General features: G+C 73.9%; 13 protein-coding genes. 7 read left to right on the top strand and 6 right to left on the bottom strand.

Translation table 11 applies throughout. The annotated features are described in order from the left end of the window. The first annotated feature begins 3 nt into the window (after positions 1–3). From IW245_RS18410 to IW245_RS18400, 3 genes are all read left to right on the top strand, one after another. Positions 4–2,952: an AfsR/SARP family transcriptional regulator gene (locus IW245_RS18410; protein ID WP_197004416.1), complete on the top strand. Its 2,949-nt coding sequence runs from the start codon at positions 4–6 to the stop codon at positions 2,950–2,952. Positions 2,953–2,961: 9 nt separating this feature from the next. Continuing rightward, positions 2,962–4,377: a dolichyl-phosphate-mannose--protein mannosyltransferase gene (locus IW245_RS18405; protein WP_197004415.1), complete on the top strand. Its 1,416-nt coding sequence runs from the start codon at positions 2,962–2,964 to the stop codon at positions 4,375–4,377. Positions 4,378–4,480: 103 nt separating this feature from the next. Continuing rightward, positions 4,481–5,317 carry an NAD(P)H-binding protein gene (locus IW245_RS18400; RefSeq protein ID WP_197004414.1) on the top strand — a complete coding sequence of 279 codons (837 nt, stop codon included), beginning with the start codon at positions 4,481–4,483 and terminating at the stop codon, positions 5,315–5,317. Here IW245_RS18400 and IW245_RS18395 read toward each other — a convergent pair. Beyond that, positions 5,314–6,210, bottom strand: a complete 897-nt coding sequence (locus IW245_RS18395) for a (2Fe-2S)-binding protein (protein WP_197004413.1) — start codon at positions 6,208–6,210, stop codon at positions 5,314–5,316. The two genes, IW245_RS18400 and IW245_RS18395, sit on opposite strands and share 4 nt — an antisense overlap. A 140-nt stretch (positions 6,211–6,350) precedes the next feature. On the opposite strand from IW245_RS18395, the gene IW245_RS18390 reads away from it, so the two are divergent. Both IW245_RS18390 and IW245_RS18385 read left to right on the top strand, forming a co-directional pair. Beyond that, positions 6,351–6,824, top strand: coding sequence for a GNAT family N-acetyltransferase (locus tag IW245_RS18390; RefSeq protein ID WP_197004412.1), 474 nt, complete (start codon positions 6,351–6,353; stop codon positions 6,822–6,824). Positions 6,825–7,162: 338 nt separating this feature from the next. Beyond that, positions 7,163–8,149 carry an ArsR/SmtB family transcription factor gene (locus IW245_RS18385; protein WP_197004411.1) on the top strand — a complete coding sequence of 329 codons (987 nt, stop codon included), beginning with the start codon at positions 7,163–7,165 and terminating at the stop codon, positions 8,147–8,149. Positions 8,150–8,346: 197 nt separating this feature from the next. Here the strand turns inward: IW245_RS18385 and IW245_RS18380 are convergent, their stop codons facing one another. Beyond that, entirely contained in the window at positions 8,347–9,507 is a 1,161-nt protein-coding gene (locus tag IW245_RS18380) for a trans-sulfuration enzyme family protein (RefSeq protein WP_231398851.1), read from the bottom strand. Between the two features lie 109 nt (positions 9,508–9,616). Between IW245_RS18380 and IW245_RS18375 the strand changes: the two genes are divergently transcribed. Then, the gene (locus tag IW245_RS18375) at positions 9,617–10,087 is read left to right on the top strand and encodes an Lrp/AsnC family transcriptional regulator (RefSeq protein WP_231398850.1); all 471 of its coding nucleotides are present in this window, start codon (positions 9,617–9,619) and stop codon (positions 10,085–10,087) included. A gap of 46 nt (positions 10,088–10,133) precedes the next feature. Here the strand turns inward: IW245_RS18375 and IW245_RS18370 are convergent, their stop codons facing one another. Together IW245_RS18370 and IW245_RS18365 are read right to left on the bottom strand one after the other, a co-directional pair. Next, positions 10,134–10,529: an ACT domain-containing protein gene (locus tag IW245_RS18370; RefSeq protein WP_197004409.1), complete on the bottom strand. Its 396-nt coding sequence runs from the start codon at positions 10,527–10,529 to the stop codon at positions 10,134–10,136. Positions 10,530–10,534: 5 nt separating this feature from the next. Then, positions 10,535–10,954 (bottom strand): MarR family winged helix-turn-helix transcriptional regulator, encoded by a 420-nt coding sequence (locus tag IW245_RS18365; protein ID WP_197004408.1) that lies wholly within the window; start codon positions 10,952–10,954, stop codon positions 10,535–10,537. Between the two features lie 94 nt (positions 10,955–11,048). On the opposite strand from IW245_RS18365, the gene IW245_RS18360 reads away from it, so the two are divergent. Continuing rightward, the gene (locus IW245_RS18360) at positions 11,049–11,858 is read left to right on the top strand and encodes an SDR family NAD(P)-dependent oxidoreductase (protein ID WP_197004407.1); all 810 of its coding nucleotides are present in this window, start codon (positions 11,049–11,051) and stop codon (positions 11,856–11,858) included. Here IW245_RS18360 and IW245_RS18355 read toward each other — a convergent pair. Next, positions 11,762–13,087: a bifunctional glycosyltransferase family 2/GtrA family protein gene (locus tag IW245_RS18355; protein ID WP_197004406.1), complete on the bottom strand. Its 1,326-nt coding sequence runs from the start codon at positions 13,085–13,087 to the stop codon at positions 11,762–11,764. The genes IW245_RS18360 and IW245_RS18355 overlap by 97 nt on opposite strands. A gap of 68 nt (positions 13,088–13,155) precedes the next feature. Further along, positions 13,156–13,734: an SMI1/KNR4 family protein gene (locus IW245_RS18350; RefSeq protein WP_197004405.1), complete on the bottom strand. Its 579-nt coding sequence runs from the start codon at positions 13,732–13,734 to the stop codon at positions 13,156–13,158. Between the last annotated feature and the right edge of the window lie 25 nt (positions 13,735–13,759).

The raw sequence follows: 13,759 nt of genomic DNA, 5'->3' as shown, positions 1-13,759 counted from the left end.
GCGGTGAGACTGGGACTGCTGGGGCCGGTGGAGTACTGGCACGACGACCAGCCCCTGCCGCTCGGCCCGCCGATGCAGCGCGCGGTGCTGGCCGTCCTCGCCCTCGACACCGGCCGGGTGGTGTCCGTGGAACGGCTGGTCGAGGCGCTGTGGGGCGAGGACCCGCCGCCGCGCCCCCAGGGGATGATCCAGACGTACATCTCCCGGCTGCGGGCGCTGTTCCGCCCGGTCGGGGTCGGCATCACCCGCCGGGGCGGCGGCTACGCCCTGGACGTGCCGCCGACGGAGGTCGACGCGCACGTGTTCCGCCAGCGGGTCGCGGTGGCCAGGGCCGCCGGCGACCGGGTCGGGCTGCGCGCGGCCCTGGACCTGTGGCGGGGCGAGCCGCTGTCCGACGTCCCCGACAGCGAGCTCGTCGACCGGGCCCGCGCCGGGCTGGTCGAGGAGCGGCTGACCGCCCTGGAGATCTGCCTGGACCTCGAGCTCGACGCCGGCCTGCACCGCGAGGCCCTGGCGGAGTTGTCCACCCTGGCCGGCGCGCACCCGCTGCGCGAGGAGCCGCTGCGCCTGCTCATGCTCGCCCTGTACCGGGGCGGCCGGCAGGCAGAGGCCCTCGAACGCTACGACGAGGCCCGCCGGCTGCTCGCCGACGAGCTGGGCCTGGAGCCCTCCGCGGCCCTCGCGGCGCTGCAGGGCCAGATCCTGCGGGGCGAGGGCACCCCACCGGCGGCCCCGGCCCCGGTCGAGGCCCGGAGCGTGCCCCGGCTGCTGCCGTACGACGTGCCGGACTTCACCGGCCGGTCCGCCGAGGTGGCCCGGCTCGGCGCGCTCGCCGCCCGGTCGGCGACGACCGTGGTCATCTCCGCGATCGACGGGATGGCCGGCGTCGGCAAGACCGCGACCGCCGTGCACGTCGCGCACAGCCTCGCCGGCCGGTTCCCCGACGGGCAGCTGTTCATCGACCTGCACGGCTTCACGGCCGGCCGGACCCCGGTGGCGCCCGGGGCCGCGCTCGCCTCGCTGCTGCGCGCCCTCGGGGTGCCCGACGCGCAGATCCCGACGGAGCTGGACGAACGCGCCGCCCTGTGGCGGGACGAGCTGGCCGACCGCCGGGTGCTCGTCGTCCTCGACAACGCGGCGAACGCCGCCCAGGTCCGGCCGCTGATCCCCGGAACGAAGGGCTCGCTGGTCCTGATCACCAGCCGCCGCCGGCTCGCCACGGTCGACGGAGCCGTGCCGGTGTCCCTGGACGTGCTGTCCGAGGAGGACGCCCACGCCCTGTTCGTCGGGATCGTCGGCGACCGGGCGCGCGCCGAGCCGGGGGCGACCGCGGAGGTGCTGGGGCTGTGCGGGTGCCTGCCGCTGGCGCTGCGGATCGCGGCGGCCCGGCTGGCGCACCGCGACCGGTGGACCGTCGCGCACCTGGCCGAACGGCTGCGCGCCGAACGGCACCGGCTCGCCGAGTTCGCCGTCGACGACCAGGACGTCAGCGCCGTCTTCCAGCTGTCCTACGCCGACCTCGTCCCGGAGCAGCAGCGGCTGTTCCGGCTGCTGGGCACGCACCCGGGACCGGACGTCGACGTGTACGCCGCGGCGGCGCTGGCCGGCGTCCAGCACCGGGTGGCCGAGGACCTGCTCGACGGGCTGGTCGACGCGCACCTGCTGACCCAGCGCACGGCGGGCCGGTACACGATGCACGACCTGTTGCGGTTCTACGCCGCGGACCTGGCCGGGACCGCCGAGCGGCACGACGCGCTGACCAGGCTGTTCGACCATTACCGGTACACGGCGTCGCGGGCCATGGACGTCTACGACACCCAGGACGCGCACCGCCGGCCCCCGGTACCGCCGAGCGGCTCCCCGACCCCGGAGCTGGCCGACGGGGCCGCCGCCGTGGTCTGGCTGGACGCCGAGCGGGCCAACCTGATGGCCGTCGCCGGCCATGCCGCGGCCCACGGCTGGCTGGAGCACACCGCTGACCTGTCGCTGCTCCTGACCCGCTACCTCGACACCGGCTCGCACTACCTGGAGGCCGAGACCCTGCACCGGCTGGCCCTCGGCGGCACGGACCAGGCCAAGCGCGGCAAGTCCCTGAGCTTCCTGGGGATCACGTGCTGGCGCCGGGGGCGGTACGCGGAGGCGTACGAGCACTTCCGGCTGTCGATGATCATCGCCGGGGAGGTCGGGGACCGGTCCTCGGAGGGCAACGTGCTCAACAACATGGGCGTGGTCCTGGTCCGCCTCGGCCGGTACGACGAGGCGATCGCGCACCACGAGCGGGCCATGGTCATCGCCCGCGAGGTCGGGGAGCCGGTCGCCGAGGCCCGCAACCTGAGCAACATCGCGATCGTGCACAAGCGCCTCGGCCGGTACCCGGAGGCGCTGCGCGAACAGCGCGCGGCCCTGGAGATCTTCCGCCGGGTGGGCAGCCGGACGGCGGAGGGCATCACGCTGCAGAATCTCGCCAACCTGTGCCGGATCCTCAAGCGCTACCCGGAGGCGCTCATCCACTACGGACGGTCGCTGGAGATCGCCCTGGAGTACGGGGACCGGGGCGGCGAGGCCAACGCCCTGGACGGGGTCGGCATGGTGCACCTGGAACAGGGCCGGCTCGACCAGGCACTGGACCACTTCACCCGGGGGCTGGAGTTGGCGCGCGAGGTCGGCGAGAGGTACCAGGAAATGAATCTGCTCAACGGGCTCGGCGAGACCCTGTCGGCGTCCGGCGAGCACCGCCGGGCCCTGCTCCGGTTCGACGCGGCGCACGCCATAGCCTCCGAGCTGGGTGAACGTGCCGAGCAGGCGCGCGCGCACCGGGGCCTCGGCCACGCGCACCGGGCCCTGGGCGAGACCGAGGACGCCCGGTTGAACCTGAAGGAGGCACTGGCCCTCTACACCGAGCTCGGGGTACCGGAGGTTCAGGCGGTGCGGGAGGCGCTCCGGGATCTCTAGGATCACGGCATGGCCCCCACCGCAGGCGACCTCGTCCGCCGCCGACTGACCCCGCTCGCCCCGCCGGACCCGGTGTCCTGGGTGTGGACGGCGGCCGTCGCGCTGATCGCGGCCGTGATCCGGGTGCTCGGGCTGGCCACGCCCCGGGGCCAGCAGTTCGACGAGCAGCACTACGTCAAGCACGCCCAGACGATGCTCGACCGGGGCGTCGAGTGGAACGTCGAGAACAACTACCCCGACTTCGTGGTGCACCCGCCGCTCGGCAAGTGGTGCATCGCGGCCGGCGAGGCGCTGTTCGGCCGCGACGAGTTCGGCTGGCGGATCGCCGGGGTCTTCGCGGGGGTCGCCGCCGTCGTGGTGGTCACCCGGCTCGGCCGGCGGATGTTCGGCTCCACGGTGCTGGGCTGCGCCGCCGGGCTCCTGATGGCCCTCGACGGGTTCCAGTTCGTGCTGTCGCGGTTCGCGCTGCTGGACATCTTCCTGCTCGCGTTCACGGTCGGCTCGTTCGCCTGCCTCGTCGCCGACCGCGACCACCGCCGGTCCCGGCTGCTCGCGGGGCGGGCCCCCCGCCTGTGGTGGCGGTTCGCCAGCGCGGCGCTGCTCGGCTGCGCGCTGGGCGTGAAGTGGAGCGCGGTGTTCCACGCCGTCGCGTTCGTGGTGCTGCTGGTGGTGTGGGAGTACCGGGGCCGGCGGTCCGCCCGGCTGCCCCGCCCGGCGGTCGGCCGGGTGCTCGGCGCGGCGCTGGCGTACACCGGCGCGACGGTCACGGTCTACCTGGGCACGTGGACCGGCTGGCTGGCCAGCGACAACGCCTGGGACCGGCACTGGCTGCGCGACCACGGCCGGGCGGAGTGGCCGGTGGTCGGGGCGCTGTACAACCTGTACCGCTACCACGTGGACGCCCTGACCTTCCACACGGGACTCGACACCGGGCATCCGTACCAGTCCTGGCCGATGCAGTGGCTGTTGCTGAGCCGGCCGGTGCTGTTCGCCAGCGGCCCGGCCACCGGCTGCGGGGCCGACCAGTGCTCCTCGGTGGTGCTGCTGCTCGGCACGCCGGTGCTGTGGTGGTCGTTCCTGCCGGCGCTCGTCGTGCTGACCTGGCTGGCGATCAGCCGCCGGGACTGGCGGGCCTGGGCGATCCTGGCCGGGGCGCTGGTCGGCATCGTGCCGTGGTTCGCCTTCACCACCCGCACCATGTACTACTTCTACGCCGCCCCCAGCGAGCCCTTCCTGATCCTGGCCGTCGTGTTCGTCCTCGGGACGGTCGCCCGACGGTGGCGCTCGGCCGGCCCGGCCGTGATCGGGGCCTATGTCGGCCTGGTGGCGGTCTGCTTCGCCTACTTCTACCCGGTGCTGACGGGGACGCCGATCTCCAACGCCGCGTGGTGGGCCCGGATGTGGCTGGGGAACCACTGGGTCTGATCCACCCAAATGGGCTGGCGGTGATCACCGGTAGGCCACGGTCGTGGCACAGGTTGCTCCGCGCGTCCTGACGGGAGTTCGCGGGAGCCGTAGCGTTCCGCGCATGTTGCTGGTCACCGGAGCGAACGGTCAACTGGGTCGACGGGTCGTCACCCACCTCCTGGCGCGGGTCCCCGCCACCGCCCTCGCCGTCAGCGTGCGCGATCCCGGGGCGGCCGCCGACCTGGCGGCCCTCGGCGTCTCCGTGCGCAGGGGGGACTTCGACGAGCCGGACACCCTGCCGGAGGCGTTCGCCGGGGCCCGGCGGATGCTGCTGATCTCCTCGGCGGGCATGCCGCACGAGGTGCGGTTCGCCCACCACAGGGCCGCCGTGGCCGGGGCCGTGGCCGCCGGGGTGTCCTCGCTGGTCTACACGAGCCTGAGCACCGCGAGCCCGGCGAGCATCGGGGAGGTGCACCGCAGGACGGAGGCGGTGATCGCCGGGTCGGGGCTGCGGCACACGTTCCTGCGCAACCCGCTGTACACGGACAACTTCCTCGGCGGGGTGCTCGAGGAGACGGAGCTGGTCACGGCCACCGGGCGCGGCCGGGTCGCCAGCGCGCTCCGTGACGACCTCGCCGAGGCGGCGGCCGTCGTGCTCGCCGACGAGACCCACGACCGCGACGTGTACGACCTCACCGGCCCCGCCGCGTGGAGCCAGGACGAGCTGGCGGCGGCCCTGTCGGAGGTGACCGGCCGGCCGGTGACGCACGACGCCGTCGCCCCGGACGAGTACGCCCGCCAGTTGCGCGCCGCGGAGGTGCCCGAGGGGCTGGTCGCGGTGCTGCTCGACATCCACGCCACGATCGCCTCCGGCGGGTTCTCCGAGGTCACGGGGGATCTCGCGGCGCTGCTCGGCCGGCGGCCGCTGTCGGTGGCCGAGGCGGTCCGGGCACTCTAGAGCGCGTCGAGGTACGCCGCCACCCGGCGCACCGTCTCCTCCTCGGGGATCAGCGGGCACGTGGTGCAGTACTCGCCGGTCCACTTCGGGGTCTGGTACGTCAGGCAGCACGTGCCGCGTCGTTTCCAGGTGACCCGGCCGCAACGTGCGGTCACGTCGATCCACCGCACCGGGTGCCGGAGCGGGGTGGGGGCGACGGCCAGGACGGCGTCGACCTCCGCGCGCAGTTCGGGCCGCAGCGGTGCCGGCCGCGACGGGTCGGTGCCGGCTCCCGCGCCGGTGGCGTGCCGGGCGTCCTCCGCCGCCAGGGTCCGCGCCGCCACCAGCGCCGCCCCGGCGAACCGGTCGGCGGCCTCCGACCACAGGGCGCGCCGGCTGCGCCGGGTCACGGCCGCGACCGCCTCGACGACCGGGGCGAGGAGGTCGGCGTACGACGCCGCGAACCGGGTGTGCAGCGCGGTCACCGAACCGGCGGTCTCGGTGCCCGGCTGGCCGGCCGCGGGGTCGTCGGGGAGCACGAGCAGCGTGCCGGTGCCGGCGAGCGCGTCGAAGCCCCCCTCCCCGTCGCCGCGGAGCGCGACGCTGCCGGGAGCCAGGAGCAGGGCGCGGCGGTCGGCGAGGAGGAGGCCGGCGGGCCCGGCGGCCAGTACCGAGAAGAACTCGGACGCGAGCATGATCGCGGCGGCCGTGCGCGCCGGTCGGGTCCGGCAGCCGCCGCAGGCGGTGTCGGCGCCGGCGAGGAGGTCGGCGAGGGAGTCGGGGCGCAGGAGCGCGTCGAGCGGGACGAGGCCGGGCGCGTCGGCGGGCAGTGTCGCGTAGAAGCCGCTGAGCGCCGACGCGCGGGCGAGGGCGTCGGCCACGTCGACCCGTGGCGTCCCGGTCATGACTGTCACGACCCCACCTCCTTGAGGTGAGGCTACCCTAACAATTGGTCGGGGTCGCGGGCGGTTTTCTCCGAATGGGCGGATCGGGTCCCGGATGTCGACCCGAATACGCGCTTGTGCCACAGGGGATAGACGGGTGACAGTGGGTCGTGATCACCGTCCGCGAGTTCCGGCCGAGCGACGCGCCCACGGTATGGGCGCTGAACAACCTGCCCAGTGTCGGGGCGGCCGACGACTCCGTCCCCCTCGCGCTGCCGCCGGAGCCGCACCCGCCGGCGGCGTACCCCGACCTGGGGGACATCGCCGGCTCCTTTCTGGAGTTCCTCGTCGTGGAGACCGACGGCCACCTCGTCGGCATGGGCGGCCTCAAGCCCAGAAGCGAGACCCACGCGGAGGTACTGCGGGTCCGCGTTCACCCCGCCGTCCGCCGCCGCGGGGTCGGCCGGGCCCTGATGGCGGCCCTGGAGGACCGGGCCGGCGAGCTGGGCTTCCGGGCGATGTTCCTGGACGCCGCGACCAACCAGCCCGAGGCCCTCGCGTTCTACCGTGGACTCGGCTACGCCGAGGCGGGCCGGTCGACGTTCCCGCGATGGACCCTCGTGTACTTCACCAAGGAGCTGTGACCCGGGCGGCTGTTTCGGCCTGGCCCGAACAACATTGACCGCCGGGTACCGACCGGCGATGCTCTCCGTGACCGGCAGCTGACCGCCGGACCCGCCCGCGCGACGTGGCGACGGGCCCGGACGGGGGCGTCCACGGCGGGTACGACCGCCGGGGCGATGGGTGTCGTGGCGGAGTCCCCTCGCCGCGGCGGCACACGGCCGGCGCCCGGTCGCAGCACCGTGGCCAGCGGGGCACGGTGGCCGGGGCGGTCCCCCGCGTGGGGTGCCGTCCCGGCCGGTGCGTCCCACGACCCCGAGGTGGGGATACGATCGCGTGACCTTCGCCCTGGACGGCCACCATGCTGAGGATCTACTTCACGAGCGAGGACATCGCCAGAACCCGGCTCGCGGCGGCGCCGGACCCGCTCTGGGAGCTGGTGCTGAGCGTGCACATGCTCCGGGGCCAGCGCGGCGACCTGCTGTTCGGCGACTGGCGGCGCGCGACCTGTGACCGGATCCGGGGCCTGACCTCGCGGCCGGAGTGGCGGCGGTTCATGACCCTGACCCCCACCATGGGGTACTTTCCCGACTTCCTCACCCCGTTCGCCGCCGGCCAGGGCCTGGAGCGGGGCCTCGAGGCGATCCGGCGCACCCCGGCCACGATGCTCGACCGCGAGCTGCGCCAACTCGCCGCCGACCGCCGGCTGCCGGGCGACGTCGGCCCGCTCGCCCGGGGCGGGGCCGACGCCGTCGTCGAACTGACCGACACGATGCGCGCCTACCACGAGCAGGCCATCGCGCCGCACCTGCCGGTCATCAGGCAGGCGACGGAACGCGACCGGGCGCTGCGGGCCAGGGCCATGCTGGACGGTGGCGTGGAGGGCCTGCTGCGCAGTCTGCGACCGATCATGGAATGGTCCCGCGGCGAGCTGCGGGTCCCCGGCCACCGGCCACAGGAGATCCACCTCGGCGGCCGGGGCCTGCTGCTCGTCCCGTCGTACTTCTGCGTCAACCAGCCCATGACCATGTTCGACCCGGACCTGCCGCCGGTCCTGATCTACCCGGTCAGCCGGTTCTCCGACACGGTGCTCCTGCCCGACCGGGCCGAACGCTCCGCGCTGTCCGCGCTGATCGGCCGGACCCGCGCCACCCTGCTGGAGGTGGCCGGCGCGGGCTGCAGCACGAGCGAACTCGCCCGCCGGGCCGGGATCTCGGTGCCCTCGGCGAGCGAGCAGGCGAAGGTGCTCCGCGACGCCGGGCTGCTGGCGAGCGTCCGGGACCGCAACCGGGTGGTGCACCACGTGACGCCGCTCGGCTGGGCGATGCTGGACCACGACCACACCTGAACCGGAGGAGGTCACTTTGGCAGGGTGCGGCGAAGGCGAGGCCCCGGTTGCCCCGGCGGCGGAGGTCGGCCTTCCTCGTGACCGCCGGGAACGCGGCGCGCCCCGGGCCGGGCCGGCGGGCGGCGGGTCCGGAGCGGGGCGCGCCGGGGGTGTGGCCTGCGGGCGGGGCGGAGCCCCGGCCGCAGGCCGACCCGGGATCAGATCACCGTGTCCAGGGCCCCGACCAGGTCGGCGACGATGTCGGCCGGGTCCTCCAGCCCCACGGACACCCGGAGCACGCCCGGGTGCGGTCGCGCCTCGGTGGCCACCGGTCGGTGGGTCAGCGCCGCGGGGTGCTGGATCAACGTGTCCACCCCGCCGAGGGACACCGCGTGCGTGATCACCGAGCAGGCCGACGCCGCCTTGACGGCGGCGGCGTAGCCGCCGTGCACGGAGAACGCGAGGATCGCGCCCGGGCCGGACATCTGCCGGCCGACGAGGGCGTGCGGGTCGCGCAGGCCCGGGTAGTACACCTCGGACACCGCGCGGTGGGCGGACAGGGCGTCGGCGAGCTTGGTGGCCGACTCCTGTTGGGCGCGGACCCGGACGGGCAGGGTCTGCAGGCCCCGGTGCAGCATGTACCCGGCGAGCGGGTGCAGCAGCCCGCCGGTCAGCGCGCGGACGGACCGCAGCCGGGCGGCCCACTCGGGGGAGCAGGCGACCACGCCGCCGAGCACGTCGCCGTGCCCGCCGAGGAACTTCGTCGCCGAGTGCAGCACCAGCGTCGCGCCGTGCAGCACGGGCCGCTGGAGCACCGGGGTGGCGAACGTGTTGTCGACCAGCACCGGGACGTCGCCTGCGGCCTCGACGACCCGGGCGATGTCGATCAGGTCGAGGGTCGGGTTGCCGGGGGTCTCCAGGATCACCAGGCCGGTGTCGGGGCCGATCGCGTCGGCCACCTCGTGCGGGAGGGCCCAGGTCACCGTGGTGCCGAGCATGCCGACGGCGAGCAGGTGGTCGGTGCCGCCGTACAGCGGGCGGACCGCGACGATGTTGCGCCTGCCCTCGGCGGCCGTGGCCAGCAGGCACGCGGTGAGCCCGGCCATGCCGGAGCCGAACGCGACGGCCTCGGCGGTGCCCTCCAGGTCGGCGAGGGCCTCCTCGAACCGGGCGACGGTCGGGTTCCACAGCCGCTGGTAGACGAGGCTGCCGCCGTCGAGGGGCCGGCCGCCGGTGGCCATCGCCTCGTAGGAGTCGCCGCCCAGCTCGACGTCCGGCAGCGGGTAGGTGGTGCTCAGGTCGATCGGCGGCACGTGCACGCCGAGTCCTGCGAGGTCCGCGCGGCCGCCGTGCACGGCCAGGGTGTCGAGGCTGGTCATATGCGAAGGATGAAGAATCGAATGAAGAAGCGCAATCCACTCGTAAAATATTCTGAAATTGATCTGTCTATGATTGTGATCTGCGAAAACACGGATGCACAATGGGGTCATGCCGAAGGATCTTCGCCTCGATGACACGGACCGCAGGATCGTCACGCTGCTCGCGCAGGACGGCCGGATGTCCAACGCCGCCCTCGCCGAGGCGTGCGGGATCGCCCAGTCGACCTGCCTGACCCGGTTGCGGGCGCTGCGCGACAACGGGGTGATCCGGGGCTTCCACGCCGAGGTCGACCTCGCGGCGCTGGGCTACGCGCTCCAGGCCCTGGTGTCCGTGCGGCTCGCCGGGCACGGCCGCGACCACATCGACCAGTTCCGCGCGCTGGCCACGGCCCTGCCCGGGGTGCTCGCGGTCTACCACGTGACCGGCCAGACCGACTACCTGCTGCACGTGGCGGTGCCGGACGCCGACGCGCTGCGCGACTTCGTCCTCGACCACCTGGTCAGCCGCGCGTCGATCGCGCACGCCGAGACCAGCCTGATCTTCGAGCACATCCGCGGGGTGGGCATCACAACCCCGTAAAAACCTTTCAGACGGTTACGGTGGGGCCCGACCCGGCAGCGTCGGTTCAGCCGGTCGCGGCCAGCGCCCGCAGCGCCGCCATGGCCCGGGCCGCGTCGTCGTACGGCACGAACACGTGGTCGTGGTAGTAGCCGGCGACCACATTGCACGGAATGTTCTCGCCGGTGAGGGCGGTGGCCACCGCGGCGGTCAGCCCGACGGCGTCGAGCGCGGAGTGCACGGTCAACGTGATCCACGCCATGACCAGGTCGTACTCCAGGTGGTGCGTGTCGGCCTCCGCGCGGGTCAGCACCAGCGTCGTGCCGTCGTCCTCGGTGACCGTGACCACGGGGTGCACGTCCCCGGGGGCCTTGCCGGGCACGCTGACGAACACGTAGCGGCCCGGGTGCTGCTCGGGCTCCAGGCCGCTGAGCAGGCGGGACAGGTCACGTTCTCCGATCATGGCAGTCAGGATAGGTCCGTACCCGCCACCTGGCGAAGAAGATCGCGGAGCTGTGTGCGGTCGGTCACGGACAAACCGGCGAGGGGCGCGGCGGCGAATCGGAGTTCGGCGGCGAAACCGGTCGCCAGTGCCTCGCCGCCAGCCGTGCGCGCGACTTTCTTGACCCGTCGGTCGACCGGGTCGGCGCGGCGTTCGACGAGGCCCCGGGCCTCCAGGCGGTCGATGATGCCCGTGACGTTGGAGCGCTCGGAGCCCAGTCGGTCGGCGATCTCGCGCATGGCCATCGGCTCGGCGAGCATCACGAGCACCTTGGCCTGGATGGTGGTCAGGTCGCGGGCGCCGGCGGCTGTTTCATACTCTTTCGTGTACATCGCCACGATCTGGGCGATCAGGCGCACTACCTCGGAGGTCACGGGGTCGGTCATGCCCCCAGGATAGTTGACGACATGAACTGTCCATGTGCATACTCAATGTAGTTCATGAGGATAACCATCATGGCCATCAACTAAGGGGTTTGTCATGGGTAACGTCGTCCTGATCACCGGCACCTCGACCGGCATCGGCCGGGCGCTCGCCCTTCAGGCCGCGAACGCCGGTCACCAGGTCGTCGCCACGATGCGCGACACGTCCCGGGCCGGGGAGCTGGCGGACGTCGCCGACGTGCGGGCGCTCGACGTCACCTCCGCGGAGTCCGTCGCCGAGCTGATCGCCGGCGTGCTGCGCGACCACGGCCGGATCGACGTCCTGGTCAACAACGCCGGGGCCGGGCACGTCGGCACGGTCGAGACCGACTCGGTCGAGGACTTCCAGGCCGTCCTCGACGTCAACCTGCTCGGCGTCGTGCGGATGACGAAGGCGGCCATGCCGCACCTGCGCGCGTCCCGGGGGCGGCTGGTCACGGTGTCCAGCGTCGGCGGGGTCGTCGGCCAGCCCTTCAACGAGGCGTACTGCGCCGCCAAGTTCGCCGTCGAGGGCATGATGGAGAGCCTCGCGCCGGTCGCCGCCCAGTTCGGGGTGCGGGTGTCCCTCGTGGAGCCCGGCGCGGTGGCCACGGAGTTCGTCGCCAACGCCGTCACCGACCGGGCTGCGCTGCTCGCCGGGATGGGCGACTACCGCCCGGTCCTGGAGCGGTACGTGGCCAGGACCGAGGCCGCGTTCGCCGCCGCGCAGAGCGCCGAGGAGGTGGCGGCCGTCGTGCTGTCGGTGGTCGAGAGCGAGGCCCCGGCGCTGCGCTACCAGACGTCGGACCGGGCCCGGGAGTTCGTCGGCGTGAAGCTCGCCGACCTCGACGGCTCCCGGGTGCTGGGCGTGACCTCCGGGATGTGCTGACCGGCCGGGCCCGGCCCGGGAGCCGGCTCGCCGTCGACCCGGGCGGTCGCGGGGGCCGGAGCCGGGCGGAAGACCCAGGCGCGGAGCAGCAGGAAGCGCAGGACCGTGGCCGTCAGGTTCGCGACGACCAGGACGGTCAGCTCCACCGACCTTGGCGGCGTGCCCGACGCGACGTGCAGGCCGGCCAGAGCCCCGCTGGTCAGGGCCAGGCACAGCAGGAACACGGCGAACCCCTGGGCCTGGTGCCGGGCGGCGTTCCGCAGCCCCGAGATGCCGAACGTGAGCCGCCGGTTCGCCGCGGTGTTCGCCACGGCCGTCACGCCCAGGGCGGCCAGGTTCGCGGCCTGCGCGCCCAGGCCGGGCCGCAGCAGGGCGTAGAGCAGCAGGTAGGCGAAGGTGCTCAGCGCGCCGACCGCCGCGAACCGGACCAGTTGCCGGGTCAGCCCGAGCGGCACCCCCGGCGGGTCCAGCGGGGCCCGGCCCAACCGGGCACGCAGCTCGCCCAACGGCAGGTCGCGCAGGTGCCGGACCAGTCGGATGATCCCCGCCAGATCGGCCCGGACCGTCGCCGCGATGTCCACCCGGCTGTCGGGGTCGTCGACCCAGTCGACCGGTACCTCGTGGATCCTCAGGTCGGAGCGCTCCGCCAGCACCAGCAGTTCCGTGTCGAAGAACCAGCCGGTGTCCTCGACCAGCGGCAGCAGCTCCCGGGCGGCGTCGCGGCGGATCGCCTTGAACCCGCACTGCGCGTCGGAGAACCCGGTGGCCAGCGTCCCGCGCAGCAGCAGGTTGTACGCCCGGGAGAGGAACTCCCGCTTCGGGCCCCGGACCACCCGCGCCCCCCGGGACAGCCGGCTGCCGATCGCCAGGTCCGAGTGCCCCGACAGCAGCGGGGCGACCAGGGGCGGCAGGGCGGCCAGATCGGTGGACAGGTCGACGTCCATGTAGACGAGTACCGGGGCCTCGGCGGCCAGCCAGACCTGTTTGAGAGCCCGCCCGCGGCCCTTCGCCTCGATCCGGACATAGTGGACGCAGAGCTCGTCGCGGAGGGCCGCGGCCACCTCGGGCGTGCGGTCGGTGCTCGCGTTGTCGGCGACCGTGATCCGGCAGGGGAACGCGAACGCCCCGGCGAGGAATGCGTGCAGCCGGCGGACGCACGGGGCCAGATCGGCCTCCTCGTTGTACACCGGGATCACGACGTCGAGTACGGCGGCGGGGGGCATCGTCATGCCCTGACGGTCCCGTCGGGGGCTGTGCCGGGCGTGTGCCGCCGCTGTGCGGGAGCTATGAACCGGGGCTAACCGGCGAGAACGGTGTCCAACCAGTGCTCGTACCAGGACAGGAAGTCCGGGGCGGGGGACAGGTGCGGGCCCGTCCCGTCGAAGTACGTGCTGGCGATCCGGCCCCGGGCCGGGCCGGTGACGACGAGGACCCACAGGTAGCCCTCGCCCTCGTGGCTCAGGGCCAGCGCGCCGGTGAACGGCTCGTCCTTGACGCCGAGCCCCATCTCGCCCCACCAGTCCCGGTAGGCGAAGTCCGGATCCATCGGGAACGGGGTGGCCAGCACCTCGTCGGTAGCCGGCTCCTCCAGCGCGTCGTCCCACCGGTCCAGCGGGAGCAGGCCGTGGTACGGGCCGGCCCCGCCGAGGTTGCTGGGACCGCCGTGGCCGACCCGGGTGACGAAGGCGCGGTACTCCGCCGGCAGACGCACGCCATGTCGGCCCTCGAACGCCGCCACCTCGGACTCCGGCAGTGGCGGGCCGAGGTGGAAGCCGTGGCTGTCGGCCCCGGGCACCTTCGCCGCACCGGGCAGCCGCCGGGCCGCCGCGAGCTTGTCGGTGACCCGCAGCACCTGTGCCGTCAAACTGTCCGTCATCGCCGTCCCCCCGTGTGGTTCCGGC

Source organism: Longispora fulva, from assembly GCF_015751905.1.
GTDB classification, from domain to species: Bacteria; Actinomycetota; Actinomycetes; order Mycobacteriales; family Micromonosporaceae; genus Longispora; species Longispora fulva.
The sequence above is the reverse complement of the archived record's forward strand: the minus strand, read 5'-3'. Positions and strand labels throughout refer to the sequence as shown.